Below are 24070 nucleotides of genomic sequence, written 5' to 3'. Positions count from 1 at the left end.
ACGATAGTCAATAGTCATTTGTGATTTGTTATTTTTTCTGATCTACTGCTTACCTCGCCACAGCCTTTTTAACAACTTAACAGCTTTCACCAGAATTTCTTCCAACCACAACATAGCGCGATCAAGCCATACTAGTATTTTTTCTAAAAAGTGCTGCTCATAACCAATTGCAGTTGCTGTAATTTCTATCCAGTCTGGTTGAGCCTCAACTTGATGATTGTGACTTTGGTGTTGATTTATTTCGCTTTGTTGTCTAGTTGCAACTTTACCAGATGTTTTTTGACTTTGGCTCAAATTACGATTTTGTTTTTTTCTTTTTACTAAACCAGCACCAGGTTTTGGTTGTGGAATTTTAATTTTTTGCTGTGGATAAGGCTTTATTAATGGGCTAGGAGATAAGGTAGGAATTTGCTCTGATGTTAGTTTAATAGTATTGTCTGCAACTGCTTGAGAATTACCAAATAAGTCATTCCAAGTTAGCCAAGGTTCTGCGGTTACATTTTGATTACGTAACTTTCTATTTTTAGGCAAAGCTTGATAATTTTTAGGATGTAAGTATTGACTTTTGCTATTAGCTGAATGAAGTTTTTTCTCTTTACCAACACCAAAAAAGTAATTCAATGCCGCTTCAATTAAAGCTTGAAAATTAAGTGTTTGGGTTTCTAAACCATCTGGTGTAACAGCAATATCTCCTTTATTGTTTAACTGTTCTTTGCCATAAAGAAATATGTTTAATTGTGTTTGGGTAAATTGAATAATTTCATGACTGCGTTGCTGCACCGGGACTAAAGTATTTTGTTCAAATTTGGCAATAACTGCGTCTAAAATTTCTAATATCTTGCCAGCTTTCAGGGATTCTGCTGATACTCCTGCTGGCAAAGCTGGTATGTTACTTATAGGTTCACCAGTCAACTTTGATAATAAACGATTAATTTCTGGTAGTAAATCTGATTGTGTTTGAGCTTCTATTACCTGTTGAGAATGCCAGTAATTAGCAACTTCGCTAATAATTCTGTCTCTCAATTTTGCCTGCTGCTGAGGTGTCAAAACATCCAGAATTTGATTATCGCTAGAAACGAGAACTAAATTGCGATCGCCTAAACTAGTTGCAATTCCCCTAACTGCTGGTAAATAGCCCAATAGGGAATTGTCTGAAATCGTTAAGGATTGCGGCAAAGACAGGTCATTTGTGGGACTATGTTGAAACGGTATTCTCAACCATTTCCCCACGGAAGTTAAAAGTGTTGATTTTTTGACAGGAGTGCTTATTTCTTCAGATGGAAGATTTTGCACAGCTTCTAAGACACGCTGTATAGGCGTATCAGTAGTTGGGATAGTTTCGGGTGGGCAATTGGTATCGTTTGGTTGTAACTTTAGCCTAGGTTCTGGTTCTTTGGTATACAGCGTTTTCACCTTTGACTCGGCTGACTGCAATATTAGATACACAGGATAAACTAATGCTTCTACACCCCACTTAGTAGCAACTTGTACTTGTCGGAAGGTTTGCTCCCATCTTTGTGTCAACCGCCGAGACTGCTGGTGGACATAGTTAAAGAGTCTGCTTTGATAACGCCCAGAAGAACCAGATGACATGATAGTGACTTGTAAGTTTGAGTTTTGTTTAGTTGTGAGACTCCCACCAAAAAGTAGTTAACAACAAATTGTTAATCATCGTAAGTGCCATCATCTTAGCGAAAATATGACCTCTTCTGTATCTCAATCCCAGACAAATTTAATCTCCCAGACTATTGAGCAATTACGCTCTTATTGTCAAGTTAATATTTTGTCTCATTGGTTATACCAAGAATCTGACCGAAATATTACGGATGTTAATACATCTAATTGGTCTGATTGGCAACCTGTAGAATTAAATTCTAAAAGGAATATTGCTTGGACAGGGGGAAAACAAATTTTATGGCTAGTACAAAAGCTAGTGGTTCCCCAAGATTTACAGGGTTATCCTTTGGCGGGTTTGTGTTTGCGCTTGTCTTTGGTTTGGTGGGCGGACTCTGCTGAGATTTATGTCAATGGAGAATTGGTACAAGCAGGAGATTTGTTTGATTGTTCACCAAGGGTGTTGCTGAGTCAGAGTGTAACTCCTGGGGATGAGTTTATCGTAGCTTTGCGGTTGGCAAGTCCGGGTCATTGTGATGGGGCTTTGGTGCGATCGCTCTTAGTTTATGAGTCTACAGATTATAATCATCCTGACCCTGGTTTTGTGGCTGATGAGTTGGCGGTGACGCAGCTTTATTTGGAAAGGTTTGCGCCGGAAGGGTTGGATGGGTTGGCGGCGGAGATAGATAAAATAACGAATCGCATTAGATGCGAAGCAACTTCCCGAAGGGTAGACGCAAAGGACACAAAGGAAGAGATTATTGTTTTACGTCAGTCTGTCTTAAATCATCTGTACGGTAGTTCAAAATTTAAGATTAATTTACTGGGTCACGCACACTTAGATTTAGCATGGCTGTGGCCTGTGAGTGAAACTTGGAATGCAGCCCAAAATACTTTTGAGTCGGTTCTGAAATTACAAGAAGATTTTCCAGAATTAATATTTTGTCATTCTACGCCAGCCCTTTATGCTTGGGTGCAAGAACATCGCCCAGATTTATTTGCAGCTATTCAACAAGCTGTGGCGGCTGGTCGTTGGGAAATTCTAGGGGCTACGTGGGTAGAACCAGAGTTAAATTTGATTAGTGGTGAATCTATAGTCCGTCAGTTATTGTATGGTCAGCGTTATTATCACGAAAAATTCGGCAAGCTGTCGCCGATAGTTTGGGTTCCTGATACGTTTGGATTTTGTGCAACTTTACCGCAGTTTTTCGCTAATGCAGGTGTAGAGTATTTTGTCACGCAAAAACTGCGCTGGAATGATACTACTAAATTTGATTATGGGGCTTTTTGGTGGCGATCGCCTGACGGTAGTCAAGTCTTTAGTTATATGTCTGCGCCTGTTGGGGAAGGCATTGACCCAATTAAAATGGCATCCTACACTCTAGAATGGCAAGCCCAAACAAATTTACAAGAATCTCTCTGGCTTCCTGGCGTTGGCGACCACGGCGGCGGCCCTACCCGTGATATGTTGGAAATTGCTCAACGCTGGCAACATTCACCCGTATTTCCAGAAATAGAATTTACAACCGCCGAAAAGTATTTACAACAAATTAACCAAGCAGACTTTCCCACCTGGGATGATGAACTATATCTAGAATTCCATCGTGGCTGTTACACTACTCACGGTGATCAAAAGCGTTGGAATCGACGTGGTGAAAATTTACTATATCAAGCTGAATTGTTTGCGACTTTAGCAACTATTACCTGTGGGGCTACATATCCCAAAGCAGACATAGAAAAAGCTTGGAAGCAGGTGTTATTTAACCAGTTTCACGATATTTTGCCTGGTTCTTCCATTACTCAAGTTTATACTGATGCTTTGGTCGAGTGGCAGCAAGTCGAACAAGTGGGGACAAGAATATTAGAAGAATCGATGCAGGCGATCGCATCTCACTTTACCTTACCAGAACCACCAGAACCAAATAGTTTACCAATTTTTGTTTTTAATTCTCTCAACTGGCAACGTTCTGAGGTAGTTGCTGTTAGCTTACCTACAACTAATCAAGCATGGCAAATATATGATGTCGCCGGAAATCAACTAATATCTCAATTCACCCAACCCGCAACATTATTATTTTTAGCGACCGATATCCCACCTGTAGGCTACCGTCTATTTTGGCTGGTTCCAGCATCCGAACTTCCCAATAATTTAACATCGCCTACCCCTGAGTTTGTGATTGAAAATGAATTTTTGCGGGTAGTCATTGACCCTGACACCGGTGATTTAACTAGCGTTTTTGATCAGACTCATCAACGAGAAGTGTTGAATGGTGCAGGAAATCAATTACAAGCTTTTAAAGATAGTGGTCAATATTGGGATGCTTGGAATATCGACCCCAATTATGCAGAACATCCCTTACCAGCCACCAGTCTCAAATCTGTTGAGGTGCTAGAACAGGGGCCAGTGCAACATCGCTTGCGTGTGGTGCGTCAGTTAGGCGAATCAGAATTTCAACAAGATTACATTATACAAGCAGGTTCACCTCTGCTGAAAATTGCCTCTACAGTTAATTGGCAAGAAAATCAAGTCTTTGTCAAAGCTGCGTTTCCTTTGAATGTAGAAGCAGACTTTGCCACTTATGAAATTCCCTGCGGTGCTATTCGTCGCTCAACAAAGCCCCAAACACCCACCGAAAAAGCCAAATGGGAAGTACCCGCCTTGCGTTGGGCTGACTTAACAGGCGAAACAGAACTCGGTATTTACGGTGTTAGTTTGCTCAATGATTGTAAATATGGTTACGACAGTCAACCAAATCAACTACGCTTATCCCTGTTACGCAGTCCCAACTGGCCAGATCCAGAAGCCGACCGAGGCTTTCACGAATTTACCTACGCCTTGTATCCCCACGCTGGTACTTGGGAATCAGCCCAAACAGTACAACGTGGCTATGAACTAAATATTCCCCTGCAAGTAATACTCAATCCCCTCCCTACTTCCAACTCCCCACTCCCCACTCCCGACAGAGTGAGTTTCTTAAATTTAACTTCTCAAAATTTAATCTTAATGGCACTCAAGCCAACAGAAGATCATCCCCAGGAGTTTATCTTGCGGTGTTACGAATCACAGGGAGAAACAGCCGAGTTACATTTACAGAGCGACTTAGGGCTATATCTGGGCAATACAGTCGATTTATTAGAACGTCCCCTAGATATCAGTGAATTTTCAGGTGAGCAACAATCACTTATAATACAGCCTTGGAAAATCGCTACTGTCAAAGTAATACCACATCCAGAGTGATTTTTTAGATAACAGAAGCAGGTAAATAGACAGTCTGCTAATAAGCTTCCTGTCTCCTGCCTCCTGCCTTCTAATCTTCGTGGTCTTCAAAGGGATCTGCCAACTCTCTGCTAGGAGGGCCAAATGCGGTATAAATTCCATACGCAGTAATTGCTACAAGTATTGCGCCGACAGAAATGCTAAGAACTATTGCGGGTTCCATAAAATATAGATTGATTATGAGTGCTATTCTTATAGAATATTACAGAAGATTAAAAAAAGCTTTGGCAACTAATCTTAGGTGAACTATGGCACAACGGACTAGGTTGGGAGATATCCTGCGACCTTTAAATTCTGAGTATGGTAAAGTGGCTCCAGGCTGGGGAACTACCCCAGTAATGGCTGTTTTTATGGGGCTGTTTTTCGTGTTTTTGCTAATTATTCTGCAACTTTACAATAGATCAATCACAATTCAAGATGTGTTGGTTGATTGGCGCAGCTTAGGCGGCTAATAGAAGCATACCAATCAAGCTTGCGTATTCAGCGAATTTACACCCGGCTTGTCCGGGTTTTTTTGTAAGTTATGTACTTGAAAGGTTAGCCTGGAAAAAGTAAGCATAATATTGATGGGAAATTTTTATTCTAGTTTCCCGCTTGCCTCTGGTCATCTGCCTGCATACTTATAGGAGCAACCTTGTGAATATATTTGGTATTGGTCTGCCAGAAATGGCTGTAATTATGATAGTGGCTTTGTTAATCTTCGGCCCGAAGAAACTCCCAGAGATTGGACGGAGTGTCGGAAAAGCAATTCGTGGTTTTCAAGAAGCTTCTAATGAATTTCAAAGTGAGTTTAAACGAGAAGCCGAGCAAATCGAACAAGCTGTAAAAACTACAGCTGAACTCGAAACCAAGCAAATCGAACCTGCTCAACCACAACATGATGCAGCTAGTTCTTCTCAAACTAGCTGAGTTATTAGTCAATTGTCATTAGTAGCAACCCAACAAAACTCCTAGGATGTTGGGTTTCACTACGTTCTGGTGTCTAAGTTTTACCCAACCTGCACTAAAAAACTAGCCTCAAGCCTCTAATCCCCTAAAATAGTGCTGCGAATCGATTGATTGTAAGTGAAATGACGGAAGCTGTAACACAACCAGCTTTGGTAATTCCTCAACTGATTGTTGGGTTGGGGAATCCAGAGCCGAAGTATGAACAAACGCGCCACAATATTGGCTTTGCCGCCGTCGATGCTTTGGCTCGTGCTTGGCAAATTTCTTTAGCGGAAAACCGCAAGTTTCAGGGAGTGTATGGCGAGGGTATGGCATTTGCGGGAAGCAAAATCCGCTTGCTGAAGCCATTGACTTACATGAACCGTTCAGGACAAGCAATCCAAGCTGTCACAAGTTGGTATAAATTACCGCCAGAGTCTGTGTTGGTAATTTATGACGATATGGATTTACCTCTAGGAAAAACTCGCCTGCGCTTGTCTGGTTCTGCTGGTGGACACAATGGTATGAAGAGTACGATCGCTCATCTTAGCACGCAAAATTTTCCTCGTTTGCGTATCGGCATCGGTAAACCAAAAGACGCAGCTAACAGCGATAACTCAGAAACGGTCTCTCATGTATTAGGAAAATTTTCTGCCACTGAAACTAAACTAATGTCTGCTGTATTGCAATTTGTAGTTGAGTGTGTAGAAATGAGCCTCAAGCAGGGAGTCGAAAAAGCTATGAATCGTTGCAATAGTCGCACTGTTAATGATGAGTAGTCAATGGTTAATGGTCAATAGCCATTTGTTATTACTTGATTCCCTATTGCCTATTGTCTATTGCCTATTCTCTCATATAAAGCAATATACCCACGCCTTAGTTAGGCATGGGTAAATTTTGCTAATTTCATGTGAGTACTCTGGCAAAGTGCTGTTGCTGATTGAGAATTATTTCTTCAAGCAACGCCAGTACCAAACCACATAGGTTTATTTAAAACGGCGCTTGCGTCTGGCTGCTACTGCCTTGCGTTTGCGCTTTTCTAATGGTGTTTCAAAATGCCGATGATATTTCACGTCAGCTAAAATACCAGCTTTGGATACTTGTCGTTTAAACCGACGTAGTGCTGAATCTATTCCTTCATTTTCGCCTAGAACCACTTGGGTCATTCTGTTTCCTCGTTATAGATAATTTCCATTGTAATAGTAGCCTCCAACTTAGCCAATTGCCTCTCACTTGCGTTCAAACATATGAGTTTTGGCAAGCGCAAGGAAGCAGCTGCGATGAAGCAGGAGAGCGGGGTTAGAAATATTACTGATGATAGCAGCTTGCCATTATATACAATTTCAAACACATAAATCATTGTCTGTTTCAGGCAGATTTTTGATAAATTTAAGCTTGGAAATTTTATACTATAACTATTTATTGCGTAACTTTTAAGACTAATATCACGCCGCTATCTTCTGATTTAGAAGTTAATTCTGCCCTGATTTAATAACTTATATCCGGCTGCTAGTGCGGTAAATGCAACACAGAAATTCCATAAACTAGTTGGTCTTAAAATAACTCCACCACTTAAGAAAACTAGTACTATGCCAATACCTAACAATATCCAGCCAAAATTACCAGTTTCTCTAGGAAAGAAAATCAAGGCAAATATACCTGCCATAATTGCTAAAACTGAGCCGCTAGCAGGTAAACTACGATAGAAAAATGAGTAGTAACCGCTAACAAATATAATGTTTTGACCAAAGAAATATAAACCTAGAAGTAATAAAATTAAGCCTAGAAGTTTTATGAAAAGCCTACCCATAATTATTTGATTTATCTTGGTTGAATCTGAAGTAAATATTGATTAATTATATTTGACTTCTCATTAATAGAATATATGTTTTAGTAAATGTTTATACTGAAATATATAAAATCCAGCAATTATACGTAAAAGCTGCCCAAATTTACTCAGAACTCGACACTATAGATAAGGCTAGTTGATAAACTTCGCGGCGGGAAAGTGAAGTAAATTTAGCTAGTTGACGGCTGGCTTGCGATCGCGATATTCCTTGACTAATTAACTGCTGCAATTCTGTCTTCAGTTCTACCTCTGTTAATAAAGGCTGCGTGGCTGGAGTTCCCGCAACAACTAAGGTGTATTCACCTTGCGGTTCTCGTTGCTGGTAATGAGCGATCGCATCAGCGATTGTGCCGCGCCAAAATTCTTCGTATAGTTTAGTTAATTCCCGTGCCAGTACAATTTGGCGATCGCTGCCAAAAGCTTCTGCTAAATCTTGTAACGTATCTGTTAAACGATGCGGCGATTCGTAGAAAATTACAGTGCGGGATTCTGTCTGCAAATTTTCTAAATGTTCACGTCGTTGTTGCGCTTTTGGTGGTAAAAAGCCTTCAAAAGCGAACTTATCGGTGGGTAAACCAGCAGCACTCAAAGCGGTAATTGCGGCACTTGCACCGGGAATGGGAACTACTGTTATTCCGGCATCAATACAAGCTTTAATCAGTTCGTAACCAGGATCAGAAATTCCCGGCATACCCGCATCACTAACTAAAGCGATCGCTTTACCGTTACCTAAATGCTCTAATATCTCTGGAATGCGACTATTACGATTATGTTCGTGATAACTTACTTGAGGCGTTTTAACTTGAAAATGTTGTAAGAGTTTCCCTGTGTGACGGGTGTCTTCCGCAGCAATCAAATCTACCGTTTGCAAAATTCGCACCGCCCGAAAGGTAATATCTTCTAGGTTGCCAATGGGTGTGCCGACAACGTAAAGTGTTCCTGGTTTGGGATCGGTTTGCATGAGAATATAATTCGTAGTTCGTAATTCGTAATTAGGTTTTGTCGTTTTAGTTGTGGAGAATGAAAATTACTGGTGTATCGGGGATTATTTATTGGTTTAGTTACTTTAGATTTGATTTATCTTGCTGATTCTGCCCCTAAAAATAATCAGAAGCTAGTTGCTGCTGACTATACTGTAGCAGCAGGCGGGCCAGCTACCAATGCGGCTGTGACTTTTGCTCATTTAAGCAATCAAGCAACTATCTTAGGTGTGGTTGGTTCACACCCAATGACACAACTAATTCGTAGTGACTTAGAAAATTATAGAGTAGCGATCGCTGACCTGGAACCTAACAAACAGACACCACCGCCTGTATCTTCTATTATCGTTACTCAAGCAACAGGTGAACGGGCAGTTATTTCACTTAATGCTGCGAAAACCCAAGCAAATACAGGTTCTATTCCAGCTAATATTTTGCAAGATATCGATATTGTATTAATTGATGGACACCAGATGGCAGTTAGTGAAGCGATCGCTCAAACAGCGAAAGCGCAGAATATTCCGGTAGTCATTGACGGTGGTAGCTGGAAAGCAGGCTTTGAAAAAATCTTGCCATTTGTAGACTACGCCATTTGTTCGGCAAATTTCTCTCCTCCCGACTGTCAGATACAGACACAGATTTTTGATTATCTCAAGAGTTTTGGCATTCCTCACATTGTAGTTACCCACGGAGAACAACCAATTGCATATTTGAGTAGTAATCAAATTGGTACTATAACCGTACCGCAGATTCCAGTAGTTGATACACTGGGGGCTGGAGATATTTTTCACGGCGCGTTTTGCCACTATATATTAAGTGAAAATTTTCCTAATGCCTTAGCAAAAGCCGCCAATATCGCCGCTAATTCCTGCCAATTTTTTGGCACACGTCGCTGGATGGAGTGAAAAAATGAAAGACTTAGAAGAAATATTAGCGATCGCTCGTGATGTCAGTTGGGGTGCAGCCGATATATTACACTCTTATTACCACGGCACTGCAAAAGACTCTAACCTGCAAATTGAATACAAACAAAATGAGCCTGTGACTGTTGCAGATATCGCCGTTAGCAAATATATTTTGCAACGATTACAAGCAGATTTAGGTGACGAAGATTTTGCTTACATTTGTGAAGAAACTTACAAATCAGCCATACATCAAGATACTTCTAAGTTTGTCTGGGTAATTGATCCTTTAGATGGTACACGAGATTTTATCGACAGAACAGGAGACTATGCAATTCACATTGCTTTAGTTAAAGATCATCGCCCCGTTTTAACAGTTGTGGCTGTACCAGAAGCCGAGAAGATATATTACGCAACCATTGGCGGGGGTACATTTATGGCAACCCCAACAGCATCTACTCCGGTAAAAATTACTTCAGACAAACAAATTGAAGATTTAATTTTAGTTGTCAGTCGTTCTCACCGTAATCAAAGGTTAAATAACTTACTACAACACCTGCCTTGTCAAACTCACAAAAGTGTTGGGAGTGTCGGTTGTAAAATTGCCACTATTTTGGAACAACAAGCAGACATATATATTTCTCTATCTGGCCAGTCTGCCCCCAAGGACTGGGATATAGCAGCACCGGAATTAATTTTAACGGAAGCAGGCGGTAAGTTTACTCATTTTGATGGTAGTCCTTTGCAGTACAACACTGGTGATATTAATCAGTGGGGAGGATTACTTGCTAGTAATAGTAATCATCATGAATTTCTATGCAACGCAGCCCAAAAGATTTTAGCGGAGATAGACAACCAAAAATAACTTTGTTGAGTAAAATTAAGTGCCATACAGCACTTGGATAAGCTACTAAATCTGTAATTAAATTTACATCTAAACAACTAAAAAAAAATCAATCTACTAAAAGTAATAAAAATACATATAATTTAACTTTTTAATAGTAAGTTCAGCATATATACTTATGAAATATCTCTGCAATACATTAAAAATGCAAAGTTTTTTTAAGTAATGAATCATTTTGATTCTTGGAAGGTTGTGCTATACTTTTGCATATAAAGATTATTTTCGGTTGAGTAACTCGTTTTGAATTTGAAAAGCGTCTCTCCGAATTTAACTCTCTACACTCCCTGAATTCGGAGACATTATATGTCAATTTACGTCGGAAACCTGTCTTACCAAGTCACTGAGGAAGACTTGAAAATGGCATTTAGCGAATACGGTAAAGTAAGTCGCGTTCAGTTACCAACTGATCGTGAAACTGGCCGTCCTCGTGGTTTTGCCTTTGTAGAGATGGAAAATGAGTCACAAGAGACTGCTGCTATTGAAGCACTTGATGGTGCTGAATGGATGGGTCGTGATTTAAAAGTTAATAAAGCTAAACCTCGTGAAGAAAGAAGTCCTTCTCGCGGCGGCGGCTGGGGCGGCAACAACCGTGGCGGCGGCGGCGGCGGCCGTGGTGGTCGTTACTAAACTTTTGAAATAAACATTTAACATCTAGAGTCTCCAGCAGATAAGCCAAAGGCTCAATTCTGCTGGAGTATTTTATTTTTTCTCTAGGTTTGGTTATTCATCCACACAGGGAGGAATGGGAATGACGCAAGTAGTCTTGGGGGAAAATGAGGGTATTGATTCAGCTTTGCGAAGATTTAAACGGGAAGTTTCTAAAGCTGGAATTTTCCAAGACATGAGAAAGAAGCGTCACTTCGAGACACCACTAGAAAAACAAAAACGCAAAGCAGTTGCTAGACACAAGCAAAACCGCAGTAATGGTTCTCGTCGCTTCAAATAAAATTTCTCAATTAAATCTGGTTAATGGATTTTATAATTAGCCAGATGTTAAGAGGTTATTTATAAAGTATAAATAAAATTACTGTAGGGTGTGTTAAGCGCATATTTTCGAGATGATTTATCACAAAAAACTATCAAAGTGCTTAATGCACCATATAAATTAGCAGTGCGTTAGGCTAACGCCATAACATACCCTACTTAAGATCTACTTTATAAATAGTCTCTAACTGACACAGTGATTTGTAGTAGCACTAAAATTAAAAACTAGTGCTACTTCGTATGTAAATAAGTATATATATTAAATTAGTATTGTTTATAAGCCTCATTTGGCAATCCTGGCTCTGGATTTTCAGAAACAATGTTACGTGTTTATCATCTTTTCCTGCTTGTCGTCTTACTGCTGTTAGCACCATTAGGTTACAAATTGTTTTTCAGCAAAGAAGAACCAAAAAATCCCGTAACCCAAACAACACCGAAACCCTCGCCACAAATCTCCCCTGGAGTAGCTTCCACTTCCATAGAAGGAAATATTTGGCAGAAAATTTTAAATAAAAATTCTACAGTTCCTAATGGTTGGCAAATAGCACCTTGCCAAGGTAATCAGCCTTTATTATGTGTGTCTTCAAAAGGAGAAGTTTTAGGTACTGTTGAAATTAGGGTTGATCAAGTCAGCAAAGATCCGAAATTTCAAAAGCATCTCACAGAAGCAGGTATTCCGTTCGGCACTCAGCCAGATTATAAAAATTCTAGCAATCAAACTAAGGTCTTAACAGCGTTGAAAGCCTGGGCTACTGATTACTATCAGTCGTTGCTAAAAGACCGTCAAAAAGGTTATGGCAATAAAATTGTCTTCTCTACTCATCCTTTTGAAGAAGTATCGGTGGGGAAACTGCCAGGAATACGCTACGGTTTTACAGGTATTAAACAAGAAGGCGGATTACAAGAGCAATACATTAGTCATGCTGCTTACGATGGCAAGGTAATTTATGTAATTAGCACTTCTTTTGATCCTGGTGCGGCTACAGGTAAGTTTGAAAAACTTGAAAATTTCTTAATTTTTCAGCCTTATTATGATGCGATCGCTGAAAATTTAAATCTATAAATTTGTCAATTGTCATTAGTCATTAGTCCTTTGAGTGAACAACAAAATACCCGACTTCTTCAAGAAGTCGGGTATTTTAATCACCTTACTAAATTTCAGCCACCGCGCGTTCAATTAAGCGACGTGCTAAAGTTTGTGTGCCTGTGTGTTCATAATAATTAGTCGCCACATCTAAAAAAGCTGCAACATAATCTAACTTGCTATCGCTGACTTCCATAAAATTTTGCAAGTGACTAGTAACTTTTTGCGGTGTTAAATTATTGCTAACAACTAAGCCATTCATCCAACCTTTCACAGAATCAAAACTTTCACCAATAAAGTTGAGTTTGCTGCCAGCGTTGCTGCCAGGAATTACATCTTTAATTCCTTGAAAAGTTGAGTTTTGTTCTAGTTCTTGAGGATTGGTTTGGTTAACCAAAGATAAAGCTTTGCTAATAAAATCTGGGCCTAAAGGTATCAACCCATCAACACAAACTAATGCCACCATCCGGATGAGTGACTCACCACTATACTCACCTAAAGAACCGACAAAATCGCCAATACTATCTCCAGGAATGCCATTAATTTGACAAAAAGCAACCAATTCAGCTACTAGTTTTAAACACAAATCAATAGTTTGTGCCTTGTCAGGTTTAGGAGTAACAGAGTTAAGAAAACCCAAAAGCGGGATTTTTTCGCCAACTTTGTTAGCTAAAGCTGCTGCACCGAGGGCTTTGTCTGTACCATCCACGGTTTGATAAAGCCACATAGCGCGTTGATAGCCTTGAGAGCGATCATTATAAAGATAAATCGCTCGTTCAGCTATTTGTTGAATTAAATCTTCGTCAGTTTCACCAGTGACAGTTTTAATAGTATTGACAAAACCAACAGTATTTTGCCACTCTCCAGGAGCGACAAAATCCAGAGCATTCAACATAGATACAGTTAAGCCACCTGTTGGTAGTTGATCAACCAATTCAAAAATTGCTTTGCTCACGAAATTCTCCTGACTGCGAGTTTTTTATCTAAATATTTTGAGTACAAATTATTTGAGTTTTGCTAAACCATCAAGATTAAATTTACTTAGCCAATCGGCGCGATCGCTAGCTGTAAATGATGCAGCACGAGACAAGACTTTTACTTGATATTTTCCAACTAAAACCGCAGTTCCGGTTGAACCTTGTTCTACTGCTGGATATCCATCAATCTTGTTGGTGCTTTTAGAGAATTTGGCTGCTGCACTCGGTGTGCTACTAGTGTCAGAAATAGACAGCATTGCTACATTTTTGCCATCTTTTTTCAACGTAGCTTCAGCAAAACCTTTTTTCTCTTGGGTATAGACGCGATCGTAACCACCACCTGATTTGGGAAAATACTTGTTAAATTCGCTTCCCTGAGTCGCATTTTTTGCAACTGCTTGACCACTTTTTTGTTTGGTGCTTTCTTGTTGTACTTGATCAAAGCGTCCGGGTGCTTTGGGTGTACAAGCTGTTGTCAGTAATAAAACTGAGAGCAACAAAACAGCAAACACTTTACGCCCACGTTGTAAACTCATATTTCATTCTCCTGATGCGTCTTTGAGGCAATTATCAGCGCAGCTGTCAACTTTAGGCAATAAACTTTATTTTTTGATAACTATTGTGAGTATGAAGGGAATAGGTAAGAGGGAACAGGCAACAGCAAGGGTAGCCTTGATACTATTTGGAAATGGGATTTTATTCTCTCTTAACTTTGCCAACTATTACAAAAATTTGTTAAGCCAGAAAATGAACATTGATTTAGGCAATCTATCTCCAGAGAATTCTGTAATTCATGCTATACATACCTCTATCAAAGGCAGAGCTAGATATAAGGTGAGTGGGCTACATAATTCACAAGCTCTGAAACGATACTTAGAATTTAGATTGCCTAAGGAAGAAAACATCATTCAGGCTAGTGCTAATCATTTCACTGGTAATGTTTTGCTGCTTTTTCACCCAGAGGTTAATTTGCAGGCGATCGCCTGGCTACTGCAAAATATCGTTTTAGACTATAGAAGGGATCTGAGACAGTTACCAGCCAGCAGCGCACCAAAATTTACACTGGCAAATGTCACCACTACTGAGAATACAGTCTTAGAAACACCCATAAACCAATGGCAAAGTCAACTAGTTCCAGTATCAGGAGCTTTTTCTGCCCTAGTCGTCGGCACTGGACTATTACATAAATCTGGCTTAGATGCAGTTATTTTATTAGCGATTCAAAAGCTACACACGCCTCTACTAGATCGCATCATGGTGGGGATAACTTCTTTCGGTCAACCGCCACTGTTGGTGTTGACTTGTTTGGTATGGGAAGCTAGCTTGCTATATCGTCAGCGTCAGGCACAAGCAGCTACTTTTGGTATAGCTGCGGTTGGTGCCATCAGCTTAAATTACTTACTGAAAGAAATGTTTGTCAGGACACGCCCTGCACTATGGGATCACATCATTAATGTGAATCACTATAGTTTTCCGAGTGGTCATGCAATGGTATCAATGGTGGTTTATGGTTTGATGGGATATACTCTGGCTGAAGAATTTCCCCAATGGCGGAAACAAATTCTAGCCTTGACTGCTGGTTTAATTTTGGCAATTGGTTTTAGTCGGCTTTATTTAGGAGTACACTGGCCGACTGATGTGGTAGCTGGCTATGCTGCTGGTTTAGTCTGGTTAACTGCTTGTGTAATTAACGAGTCTTTACAAGAACAACGTCAGATTTCTCTGGCTGAAGTTTAAAATTGCGATCGCGTTTTATGATTTCATATCCATAGCCTAGCTAATGTTGATACCTTACGAGCCAGTAAGGTATCGAACCGCCAAGGACACAGAGGGCGCGAAGGAAGAGTTTGAGAGAGTTCTGGCTTAATTTCGATAAGCAATCACCGCATAAAAGGGATCTCCGCCAGCAATACCCATCCACCTTAAAATATCGGGTACTGTTGACTGTTGAGAAACCACTTCCGGAGTGCTAAATCCTGGTACTGAGTTGAAGTAGCCTTTGACTAATTCGACTCTTGCGGGTTCGGAAGCATCGCGCCAAGCTTGAATTGCTTTTTCAAAGAACATCCGGTTAGAAAAACTGATAATAGCAACGCCACCGGGTTTGAGGATGCGATGAATTTCCGAGAAGATTGCTTCTGGGTACTGTACGTACTGCACAGAAACACAAATCAAAACCGCATCAAAATCTTCGTCTGGGAGAGGTAGCTGCGGAATTGCATTGATGTCTTGGACAAAGTAATGATTTAAGCGGGGATTTCGTCCTAATTCCTCCGCGTTGAGTCCGTGTCCTTCGACATGGGCGAACTGTATTTCCTCTGGCAGATGAGACACCCAACTGCTCATCATATCAAGGATGCGGGTGTTGGGTTTAAGGCGATCGCGGTATAAATCTGTTAGCTGTTGAATAAATCCATCATCAACATGAGTTACAAACCGGGGATAGGCATAAAATAGCTTATCGTCTGTCTCGTCTAATTTTTGGCGTTGAGTTGGTTTGAGTATCATAAATATCTATGAGAAAACTTTTTTACAAAAATTCATCTACACAAGCACTCTGTTACATATTTTAATGAAATAAGTTTGCATAACTCCGCCCATACAGAAATAAAATTTTCAAATTAATGTTGACGACATCCCAGTTTATCCAGTCTATTTGGCGGCGAATTCGCTTATCAGCAGCCTTTCCCTATCTCAGTTTATTAACTTGGCTAGTACCTTTATTGCTATTCACCTCTGGGCAGAATAGCCTCATGGCGCACGATGAAGGGCTGTATGCTTGGCGTGCTAGGCAGATGCTTGATTCTGGCGATTGGATAGCACCTTGGGGGACTGTGCATCATAAAACACCTGGCCCTTATTGGATAATTGCTAGTGCTTACAAACTGTTTGGGATGAGTGAAGTCAGTGGGAGGGCTACTAGTGCGATCGCCGGAATATTTTGTTTATTATTAACATATGAAATCGGCAAAATTTTCATTGGTAAAAAATTAGCTTGGCTGGCGGCAGCAATTTTAAGTGTAGAGTTTCTTTGGCTGCAATACTGCCGTTTAGGTACGCCTGATATGCCAATGATATTTTTAGTCTTGTTGGCAATTTTTTCTTTATTTCAAGCAGAATTACAACCTAAATATGCAAGTGTTTGGCGATTTATTGCAGGTTTATGTTTAGGCTTCGGCTTTTTAGTTAGAAGCTTTATGATATTTTTACCAGCAGTGGCACTCTTGCCATATTTAATTGGGGAACATCGCCGTCATCGCCATCTAGCTAGCCCTATTTTATATTTAGGGTTACTGTTAGGTTTTATCCCTACTTTGAGTTGGCTGTGGTTTAGCTGGCAACGTTTTGGTAGCGGTAGTTTGGATGCTTTATTACAGTTTGTTTTGCAATTAGGCTCGGAAGAACGTGAGGGCAACGGAATAATTTTTTATTTTTGGAATATTCCTTTAAAAGCATTTCCCTGGGTATTTTTTAGTATTTTGGGATTTGTTGTAGAATTTCGCCGTCCTATTCTTCACTATCATTTATTATTAGTTGGATTTCCTATAGTTTTATTTATAGAACTAAGTATTTTCTCAACGCGGTTATCGCACTATAGTCTTTGCCTTTATCCCTTTATTGCTTTGTTAGCAGCGTTAGGTTTAGATTGGTTGAGCAAAGTTTACGAGAAGACGAAACCAGCAACAAACATTTCTCGTAATCTAAGTTATGGCTTTGGCGGATTAGGTTTTTTACTTTTACTAGCGGGTATATGCATTTTAATTTGGGGTAATGCAGACATCCGCAAGTATGCACCCCTTGGCTTGATTGTAGGGTTAGGTTGGTTAATGTTACCTGCGGTGTGGCTTGGTCGTCATCACTTTGGTTACAAGTTTCTCACAGCGCGTTACTGGTTGGCTGGTTGGTTGATTCCTTGTTGGCTGGCTTTGGCGGTGGCTGGAAGTTTGGGTTTAATAGGTGATTATAACCCTGCCTTTAGAAGTTTTTTTCAACAAAGAGCGATCGCTTCGATTATTCAAACTCATCCAATATACTTTGTCAAAGTTTATGGAAAAAACGCTGTCTTGTTGAATTTCTACACTCCTATTCACGGTTCAAGGTTAGAGTCAATTTCAGAACTACCAGCTTCTAGTTACGCTTGGATTGATTTAAAAAATGCACCTGAATTATCTCGACCTCATCGTGTTTTTGGTCAAGTAAAAGGTTATCAGTTAATTCAAATCATGCCTTAATTTAGCCGAAATGCTTTGAAATCACCTTAATTTAGATGGTTTGATGATGTTACTATCTAATTTTAAATAAATCAACAAAAATATTGATAGCTTAATAACATACCATTACTTTTGTTTATGCAATTAAAAAAAAAGAGTGTTTGACTTTATTCTTTAAAATCAATATTTTGAAGATGTGTTTGTACTGATTGCTTGCACAGCAAATTGTTATAAACAACCAGGATGCTTTTAACCAGGAGCCAGTCTATGAAAATAGCTAAAATTTTACTATGTGCATTATTCTTTTTGATAAATTTAGCCATAGCCCAACCTTCTTGGGCAGATAAAATGTCTAAAGTTAGCCCTGACTATCCTGTAGTTGTACAAAAATTAAATAGTCTTTTAATGGCTAGCAACAATCCAGAACAGTCTGGCTATACCGCAGAAGAATTACAACAAAAAATTGCTGCTCTACAATTACAAAAACAAACTCTCGAAACTTCAGAAGATTGGGCAAGTTGTCGGAATGAAACCGGAAGACCTCTGGCTATTTATACTCGCAAACCTGAAGACTCAATTCAGAACAGTCTTTATTATTTAGGAACTGGACAAACTACCGATGAAGACTGGGATTGTGATGCTGTGTATCTACCTAATGATGCTCAAGTGGCAGGCTTAAACTTGACACCAGGAGAACCAGCACTTTTAAAACTTACAGATGGCGCGCAACTGATTGCGACAACTAATCCGATGACGCAAGAAATTCAATTTACTGTTTCACCTGCACTGATGGAAGTTCTCAAGCCTGAGCAAGTAACATGGCCAGTTCCTAATTTATCTCAAGCCAATATTGATATCCAAATTCCTAATGCACCTAATGATTAAAATTCAATAAACAAGCGGCGATATTAATATTAATATCGCCGCTTTGCCTTAAATTTTTATTCTCAATGCTGGGAAAATTAAATTAGCTAGGTAAAAGAGCATCTTCGTTAATTGAACTAGCTCTGCGGAAGTAAGAAGCCGAATTTAATGCCATTGATTTGCAGTGTTCAGCGCATTTGCGGCAAATGGCAGCGCAGTACATCATTTTAGGATCTTCATTCATCTGGTCGCAAGCCATTGCAGTGCGATCGCACATTTCGGCACATAAACTACAGGCGTTGCCCATAAACTCAGAACCATCGTTTATCATGTTGACGCACATCATGCACATTTCTGCACAGTCACGCATCATCGACATCATGGTTAAATCTATATACTTACCCCGATGCTCTTTGCAGTATTTGAGGGTATCAATACAAATAGTATGGCATTCGATGCAAGTTTGTTTGCCAGCTTCTACTGTGGTGAGGATAGATTCAGTCATTTTAGAATTAACTTCCTAAAAGAAATGCTGTGAAATAGGGCTTAATTAATAAGTTAACGAGTTATTTTTAGTAATTCAATAGGTTGCCAAATTCCCACAAACAGAAGGCCACTAAATCTATGAACTTGATGGAAATTAAGCTATCGAGATAAGTTAGATAGCAGCAGAAATAGCCAAAATCCTGATGAAATAAAGCTGGCAAATATTTCGTTTTTTGCCAAACATTAATTATGAGGGCTAATTCCCTACTCACCAGCGAGCCAATTACTGTGAAATCTTATGTATTTTTAGATACAGATATACATATTTATTCAAGTTAATACATCCGTTTTCAGTGTCTAGTCTAATCAATAGAATACTTAGCTTGTAAGGCTTTTGGCTATTTTCATCAGCAATAACGCGTAGATGGAAAATACGCTATAGGTATATATTCTCCAAGTGTCGTAATGTCAAAATTTCATAACTTAATTAAGATATATTTCATTAATGAGTCTCCCAACATTACAAACACTGCACATCTAATCAAAGCTGAAAGCCTTGTATCATATACCATTTCACCCTATAAATGATACAAATAATTTCTCCTCTGCTCCCCTGCTCCCTGCTGCCTATTTGTATCAAACTTAAAGTGAAAGGATATTAGGATAGCTATTGCTGCTGTTCTTTATTGGGGACAGCATCTGATAAACGTTTAGCCAAAGTAATAAAATCAGAAGGAATCATTACTAGGGTAGTCGTGTTATTTTCTGCGCCTACTTCTGTAAGCATTTGTAACCGCCGTAACTCCAATGCGGCTGGATTTTCGGAAATTAGTTTGGAAGCTTCTGCTAGTTTGATGGAGGCTTCTTGTTCAGCCGCCGCTTTAATTATGCGAGCGCGTTTTTCTCGAATTGCTTCTGCTTCTTTAGCCATTGCGCGTTGCATTGCGGGAGGAATTTCGACATCTTTCATTTCTACCCGTTCAATGACAACTCCCCAAGGTTCGGTAATTTCGTCTACAATTTCTTGAACTTTGTTATTAATTTTGTCGCGGTTTTGTAGAACATCATCCAAAATATTTTGTCCGACAACATTACGTAATGTCGTCAGCGCGGTTTGATAAACAGCAATTTCGTAGTTTTCTACCTTATTAATCGCTTTTGAAGGGTCAAGAATGCGGTAATAAAGTACGGCATTGACTTTAATAGTAACGCTGTCGGCTGTGACTGTTTCTTGAGGCTCTATATTGACAGTTTTGGTGCGAATATCGATTTGATTTTTTTGCTCAACAAGCGGAATAATCCAGTATAAGCCAGGGCCACGTACACCATTTATTCTACCTAAACGGAAAATTACACCACGCTGATATTCTCTATCTAGCTTGAATCCGGCTACTGCAAAGAATATCAAAAATGTAAAAACTGTACCTATCAATGTACCCATATTCTTACCTATGATTAGGTTGAAATAGACCTATTTTAGTCTTGGGATAGATGTAATAAGAGTAATTATGTAGAAAGTGCAACATAAAACCGGGATCAGTCGTCTAGGTGGGTAGCGATCGCAATGGTACACCACAACTCAGCACTAGAGAGGTTAATAGATAAACTCTGGGTTAAATTGTTATAAACTATAGCTTTGTAACGGTTGTGGCTGAATAAAGAAAGTAGATCTATTATGGAATCTTGTTATGTAAAATTAAAAAGACCGAAAACATTAAAATTTGCTAACATTTCTGGCTAATAGTGCTAGAGTTTCAAAAATCTGTCAACATTTTCAGCGGGTATCAATGCTGAAGCAACTACAAAAAAACCAAGTTCCTTTAATGATTGGCGCGGCAGTGTTTGCCTTTTCAGCTGGGGCAATGGTGGCAGCACCAGAAATTGGAAAAACATTCAGTCAATGGCTCAAACTGGATAAAAATCAGTCAGAACAGCTATCAGAAGCCAACACAGTCAAATCGGCAGTGTTTGGGCTAGTCTCTCAATCGCCAGTAGAAAGGGCAGCTAAGTTAGAAGCACTCACTAAAGGATCAGCCTCAGCAGACCGCAATCGCGCCCGCTATCTTTTAGCCAGCGATTTAGTTGAAACTAGGGACGCACAACAAGCCCTTGATTTGCTGTTAGGCTTAGAGAAAGATTATCCGGTTTTAGCGCCTTATATATTGCTAAAGCAAGCACAAGCGCAAGATATTTTAGGTGAAGAAGGTAAAGCTTCAGATCTGCGGCAAAAAGTCTTGAAAGACTATCCCAAAGAAGCGGCGGCGGCGAAGGCGCATTATTTAATAGGTCAGCCAGAAAATCAAAATAAAGCGATCGCGCAATTTCCTTCTAATCCCCTCACCTGGGAAATTATACGCAAGCGTCTGGAAGAAAACCCCAATCAGCCGCAGTTAAAATTAATTTTGGCGCAATATGCCTCTAACCAACCTGGCATAGTTGGGATATTGGATCAGTTGGTGAAACAACCAAATCTCAAATCAGCAGATTGGGAAATTATCGGTACGACTTATTGGGACAATAATCAATTTCGCAAAGCTGCGGTCGCTTATACCAAAGCACCAAGAACAGCCCGCACTCTCTATCGCATAGCACGGGGATTGCAGGTAAGCGCCCAAGGTCAAAGCCAAGACAGAGAAAAAGCGATCGCAATCTACAAGCAACTAGTGCAGGAATTCCCCGAAGCTTCAGAAACGGGAACTGCATTATTACGTTTGGCAGATATGGCAAAAACCCGCAAAGATGCCTTGCCTTATCTTGAGCAAGTCATTACTCAGTTTCCAGAACAAGCACCAACAGCATTAGCAACCAAAGCCAAAACTCTTCAAAGCCTAAATGATGCAAAATCGGCTCAACAAGCTTGGGATTTATTGATTAGCAAATATGCTAAGTCAGATGAAGCCGCAGAGTATCGCTGGAAAGTTGCCCAAGATAAAGCCAAAGCCGGAGACTACATTACAGCTTGGGAATGGGCGCAACCAATCGCCATGAATAACCCTAGCAGTATATTGGCTCCCAGAGCAGGCTTTTGGGTAGGTAAATGGGCGATGAAACTTGGCAAGCAACCAGAAGCCAAAACATCCTTTGAGTACGTAATTAGCCAGTTTCCTTACTCTTATTATGCCTGGCGCTCGGCCAATATTTTGGGGCTAAATGTTGGCAACTTTAATGATGTGCGTCAACTGAATCCTGAAGTAGTGGCGCGCCAGCGTCCAGTACCTACTGCGGGTTCAGACACCTTTAAAGAATTGTATTTGTTGGGTCAAGATCGTGATGCTTGGTTGCAGTGGGAAACAGAATTTACCAATAAAAAGCAGCCTACGGTTGCAGAACAATTTACTGAAGGATTGATGCGCCTAGCTAGAGGCGAAAATCTTTCGGGAATAGACACAATTTCTAAATTGGAAGACCGGGAAACACCCAAAGAACAAGCCCAGTATCAAGCTTTAAGTAAACAAATCACTTACTGGCAGGCGCGTTATCCCTTTCCTTATGTGAAAGAGATTGAAAAATGGTCTGGCGAACGTCAACTTAATCCCCTGCTAGTTACAGCGTTAATTCGACAAGAATCACGGTTTGAGCCGGCAATTAAATCAGTTGTTGGTGCCACAGGGCTAATGCAGGTAATGCCTAGTACAGGAAAATGGATAGCCTCAAAAACCAACTTAGATAGCAAAACAATTGATTTAACCAATCCCAATGACAACATCATGCTAGGTACTTGGTATTTGGATTATACCCATCAGCAGTACGGGAATAATTCACTGTTAGCGATCGCTAGTTATAATGCTGGCCCTGGCAATGTTTCTAAATGGTTACAAACTCTCACCAAAGAAGATCCAGATGAATTTGTCGAAGCAATTCCCTTTGACGAAACCAGAAATTATGTACGTCAAGTTTTTGGTAATTATTGGAATTATTTACGACTATACAACCCAGAAATTGCTGGTGTAGTGGCGAAATATTCAGCCTCACAGCCAAAATTACCAAACCAGTGATTTGGCATTAAAATAGCAAAAACGTCTCGAATCTTTTTGAGACGTTTGCACAATTTTTGTTCGATATGCAATAAAAAGAAATTGCTAGACTGTCTTATTTTAAGTAAAAATTTCAATCAATAGGGACAACTATGACCGAACCTGAAGAAATATGTACCGCTTATCTGGGTACATCTACTAAAGATAATGATTATACGCTGTACGCAGACGGGAGGGTAAAGCGTTTTTATGATGAAAATGATTGGAAGTACAATTTAACTGAATGGCTTAGGGCGGAAAATTTGAGCAGTCAAGTAAAAGAGTCCCTACTTGACAGATGTTCTGAAGAGAATAAGGATAAAGCTAGAAAATTGCTTTATCCTTAATACATTAATGTCAGTTTTTACCTTTAATAAAACAAGCTATAGCAAGCATAAAAGCAAAAAGCGATCGCGCCTAGCCCGATAATAAAGCAGAAGTACGATCACATATGTCTTTATTCTGAAGTATTAGACTAAAACCTGTCCTTTATTTCTTCTAAGAACAGCTACTTCTTGCTTTGAGAAAACCCCCGGTTTTCTCATTATATACATCACTTGTCTTGTTCTATTTCTGTACATTTCTTGAGCTATTAACTCCTGAGCGCGTGCCTCAATTTTCTTTTGACGCTCTAATGGAAGCTCTTTGATTTTGTCGCTTAAACTCTTGCCCATTATTTAAATATCCTCCTGTTCTAATTTTAGAAGATGGTTGTTGTACCGGGCATCAGCTTTTTTAATTAATTGTTTGTAAAATTGTTTCTGGCTAACCCCTGATTTATCACCTGCTACAAGTAGAATTGCTTGCCTTGTTGGGTCTAAAGCAAAAGCCACACGCCAAACACCGCCACCAGCATTAAAACGCAATTCTTTCATATTGCTGTGTTCAGAGCCATTAAGGATTGAGAATTAAATAAGATCCAAAAATAGACACAGCAATGATAGGGTGAACTTATACTGTGAGCAACTCAAAGATGCGATGAATCCCTATCCTTTTAA

25 protein-coding genes and 1 pseudogene are annotated in these 24070 nt (G+C 39.8%); 14 read left to right on the top strand and 12 right to left on the bottom strand.

The genetic code is table 11. From position 1 onward, the window contains the following. Window positions 1–42 precede the first annotated feature (42 nt). On the bottom strand, window positions 43–1593 hold the full coding sequence (locus tag H6G76_RS24245) for a hypothetical protein (protein WP_190706696.1): 1551 nt from the start codon (window positions 1591–1593) through the stop codon (window positions 43–45). A 106-nt stretch (window positions 1594–1699) separates the two neighbouring features. Between H6G76_RS24245 and H6G76_RS24240 the strand changes: the two genes are divergently transcribed. Continuing rightward, window positions 1700–4852 (top strand): alpha-mannosidase, encoded by a 3153-nt coding sequence (locus H6G76_RS24240; protein WP_190706693.1) that lies wholly within the window; start codon window positions 1700–1702, stop codon window positions 4850–4852. A 70-nt stretch (window positions 4853–4922) separates the two neighbouring features. Here H6G76_RS24240 and psbN read toward each other — a convergent pair whose 3' ends face one another. Further along, complete coding sequence (gene psbN, locus H6G76_RS24235) at window positions 4923–5054, bottom strand: photosystem II reaction center protein PsbN (RefSeq protein ID WP_190706691.1); 132 nt, start codon at window positions 5052–5054, stop codon at window positions 4923–4925. An 85-nt stretch (window positions 5055–5139) separates the two neighbouring features. Between psbN and psbH the strand changes: the two genes are divergently transcribed. From psbH to pth, 3 genes are all read left to right on the top strand, one after another. After that, a complete protein-coding gene (gene psbH, locus H6G76_RS24230) occupies window positions 5140–5343 on the top strand; it encodes a photosystem II reaction center phosphoprotein PsbH (protein WP_190706689.1) in 204 nt (67 codons plus the stop codon). Between the two features lie 184 nt (window positions 5344–5527). After that, window positions 5528–5800, top strand: a complete 273-nt coding sequence (locus H6G76_RS24225) for a TatA/E family twin arginine-targeting protein translocase (RefSeq protein ID WP_190706686.1) — start codon at window positions 5528–5530, stop codon at window positions 5798–5800. A gap of 161 nt (window positions 5801–5961) precedes the next feature. After that, the gene (gene pth, locus H6G76_RS24220; RefSeq protein ID WP_190706683.1) at window positions 5962–6597 is read left to right on the top strand and encodes an aminoacyl-tRNA hydrolase; all 636 of its coding nucleotides are present in this window, start codon (window positions 5962–5964) and stop codon (window positions 6595–6597) included. A gap of 207 nt (window positions 6598–6804) precedes the next feature. On the opposite strand, the gene rpsU (H6G76_RS24215) is transcribed toward pth, so the two are convergent. The 3 genes from rpsU (H6G76_RS24215) to rsmI all read right to left on the bottom strand — a co-directional run bounded on the left by rpsU (H6G76_RS24215) (window position 6805) and on the right by rsmI (window position 8628). Further along, window positions 6805–6984 carry a 30S ribosomal protein S21 gene (rpsU, locus tag H6G76_RS24215; RefSeq protein ID WP_008226419.1) on the bottom strand — a complete coding sequence of 60 codons (180 nt, stop codon included), beginning with the start codon at window positions 6982–6984 and terminating at the stop codon, window positions 6805–6807. 299 nt (window positions 6985–7283) lie between these two features. After that, entirely contained in the window at window positions 7284–7628 is a 345-nt protein-coding gene (locus H6G76_RS24210; RefSeq protein ID WP_190706680.1) for a hypothetical protein, read from the bottom strand. 142 nt (window positions 7629–7770) lie between these two features. Beyond that, window positions 7771–8628, bottom strand: a complete 858-nt coding sequence (gene rsmI, locus H6G76_RS24205) for a 16S rRNA (cytidine(1402)-2'-O)-methyltransferase (RefSeq protein ID WP_190706677.1) — start codon at window positions 8626–8628, stop codon at window positions 7771–7773. A 69-nt stretch (window positions 8629–8697) separates the two neighbouring features. Here rsmI and H6G76_RS24200 point away from each other — a divergent pair, with 69 nt between their 5' ends. From H6G76_RS24200 to H6G76_RS24180, 5 genes are all read left to right on the top strand, one after another. Further along, window positions 8698–9552 carry a sugar kinase gene (locus H6G76_RS24200; protein WP_190706775.1) on the top strand — a complete coding sequence of 285 codons (855 nt, stop codon included), beginning with the start codon at window positions 8698–8700 and terminating at the stop codon, window positions 9550–9552. 4 nt (window positions 9553–9556) lie between these two features. Further along, complete coding sequence (locus H6G76_RS24195) at window positions 9557–10414, top strand: 3'(2'),5'-bisphosphate nucleotidase CysQ (RefSeq protein ID WP_190706674.1); 858 nt, start codon at window positions 9557–9559, stop codon at window positions 10412–10414. A 342-nt stretch (window positions 10415–10756) separates the two neighbouring features. Beyond that, window positions 10757–11080: an RNA-binding protein gene (locus H6G76_RS24190; RefSeq protein WP_190706672.1), complete on the top strand. Its 324-nt coding sequence runs from the start codon at window positions 10757–10759 to the stop codon at window positions 11078–11080. A gap of 121 nt (window positions 11081–11201) precedes the next feature. Then, window positions 11202–11399 (top strand): 30S ribosomal protein S21, encoded by a 198-nt coding sequence (rpsU, locus tag H6G76_RS24185; protein ID WP_190692519.1) that lies wholly within the window; start codon window positions 11202–11204, stop codon window positions 11397–11399. Between the two features lie 357 nt (window positions 11400–11756). Continuing rightward, window positions 11757–12500 (top strand): hypothetical protein, encoded by a 744-nt coding sequence (locus H6G76_RS24180; protein ID WP_190706669.1) that lies wholly within the window; start codon window positions 11757–11759, stop codon window positions 12498–12500. A gap of 88 nt (window positions 12501–12588) precedes the next feature. On the opposite strand, the gene H6G76_RS24175 is transcribed toward H6G76_RS24180, so the two are convergent. Both H6G76_RS24175 and H6G76_RS24170 read right to left on the bottom strand, forming a co-directional pair. Further along, window positions 12589–13476 (bottom strand): hypothetical protein, encoded by an 888-nt coding sequence (locus tag H6G76_RS24175; protein WP_190706666.1) that lies wholly within the window; start codon window positions 13474–13476, stop codon window positions 12589–12591. Between the two features lie 48 nt (window positions 13477–13524). Then, window positions 13525–14034: a hypothetical protein gene (locus tag H6G76_RS24170; protein ID WP_190706663.1), complete on the bottom strand. Its 510-nt coding sequence runs from the start codon at window positions 14032–14034 to the stop codon at window positions 13525–13527. Window positions 14035–14245: 211 nt separating this feature from the next. On the opposite strand from H6G76_RS24170, the gene H6G76_RS24165 reads away from it, so the two are divergent. Beyond that, complete coding sequence (locus H6G76_RS24165; RefSeq protein ID WP_190706661.1) at window positions 14246–15235, top strand: phosphatase PAP2 family protein; 990 nt, start codon at window positions 14246–14248, stop codon at window positions 15233–15235. Between the two features lie 126 nt (window positions 15236–15361). On the opposite strand, the gene H6G76_RS24160 is transcribed toward H6G76_RS24165, so the two are convergent. Next, complete coding sequence (locus H6G76_RS24160; protein ID WP_190706658.1) at window positions 15362–16006, bottom strand: class I SAM-dependent methyltransferase; 645 nt, start codon at window positions 16004–16006, stop codon at window positions 15362–15364. Between the two features lie 116 nt (window positions 16007–16122). Here H6G76_RS24160 and H6G76_RS24155 point away from each other — a divergent pair, with 116 nt between their 5' ends. Together H6G76_RS24155 and H6G76_RS24150 are read left to right on the top strand one after the other, a co-directional pair. After that, on the top strand, window positions 16123–17730 hold the full coding sequence (locus tag H6G76_RS24155; RefSeq protein WP_190706655.1) for a glycosyltransferase family 39 protein: 1608 nt from the start codon (window positions 16123–16125) through the stop codon (window positions 17728–17730). 246 nt (window positions 17731–17976) lie between these two features. Beyond that, a complete protein-coding gene (locus H6G76_RS24150) occupies window positions 17977–18594 on the top strand; it encodes a hypothetical protein (protein WP_190706652.1) in 618 nt (205 codons plus the stop codon). Between the two features lie 82 nt (window positions 18595–18676). Here H6G76_RS24150 and H6G76_RS24145 read toward each other — a convergent pair whose 3' ends face one another. Both H6G76_RS24145 and H6G76_RS24140 read right to left on the bottom strand, forming a co-directional pair. Then, complete coding sequence (locus tag H6G76_RS24145) at window positions 18677–19078, bottom strand: four-helix bundle copper-binding protein (RefSeq protein WP_190706649.1); 402 nt, start codon at window positions 19076–19078, stop codon at window positions 18677–18679. A 648-nt stretch (window positions 19079–19726) separates the two neighbouring features. Continuing rightward, the gene (locus tag H6G76_RS24140; protein WP_190706646.1) at window positions 19727–20500 is read right to left on the bottom strand and encodes a slipin family protein; all 774 of its coding nucleotides are present in this window, start codon (window positions 20498–20500) and stop codon (window positions 19727–19729) included. Between the two features lie 346 nt (window positions 20501–20846). Between H6G76_RS24140 and H6G76_RS24135 the strand changes: the two genes are divergently transcribed. After that, window positions 20847–23054, top strand: a complete 2208-nt coding sequence (locus H6G76_RS24135) for a transglycosylase SLT domain-containing protein (RefSeq protein ID WP_190706643.1) — start codon at window positions 20847–20849, stop codon at window positions 23052–23054. Between the two features lie 131 nt (window positions 23055–23185). Next, complete coding sequence (locus tag H6G76_RS24130; protein ID WP_190706640.1) at window positions 23186–23419, top strand: hypothetical protein; 234 nt, start codon at window positions 23186–23188, stop codon at window positions 23417–23419. A gap of 123 nt (window positions 23420–23542) precedes the next feature. On the opposite strand, the gene H6G76_RS24125 is transcribed toward H6G76_RS24130, so the two are convergent. Together H6G76_RS24125 and H6G76_RS24120 are read right to left on the bottom strand one after the other, a co-directional pair. Then, complete coding sequence (locus tag H6G76_RS24125; protein ID WP_190706637.1) at window positions 23543–23746, bottom strand: hypothetical protein; 204 nt, start codon at window positions 23744–23746, stop codon at window positions 23543–23545. Window positions 23747–23749: 3 nt separating this feature from the next. Then, a pseudogene (locus tag H6G76_RS24120) lies at window positions 23750–23971 on the bottom strand (type II toxin-antitoxin system RelE/ParE family toxin); the annotation flags it as partial. Window positions 23972–24070 lie beyond the last annotated feature (99 nt).

It is taken from the genome of Nostoc sp. FACHB-152, from assembly GCF_014697475.1.
Taxonomy (GTDB): Bacteria; Cyanobacteriota; Cyanobacteriia; order Cyanobacteriales; family Nostocaceae; genus Nostoc_B.
The sequence above is the reverse complement of the archived record's forward strand: the minus strand, read 5'-3'. Positions and strand labels throughout refer to the sequence as shown.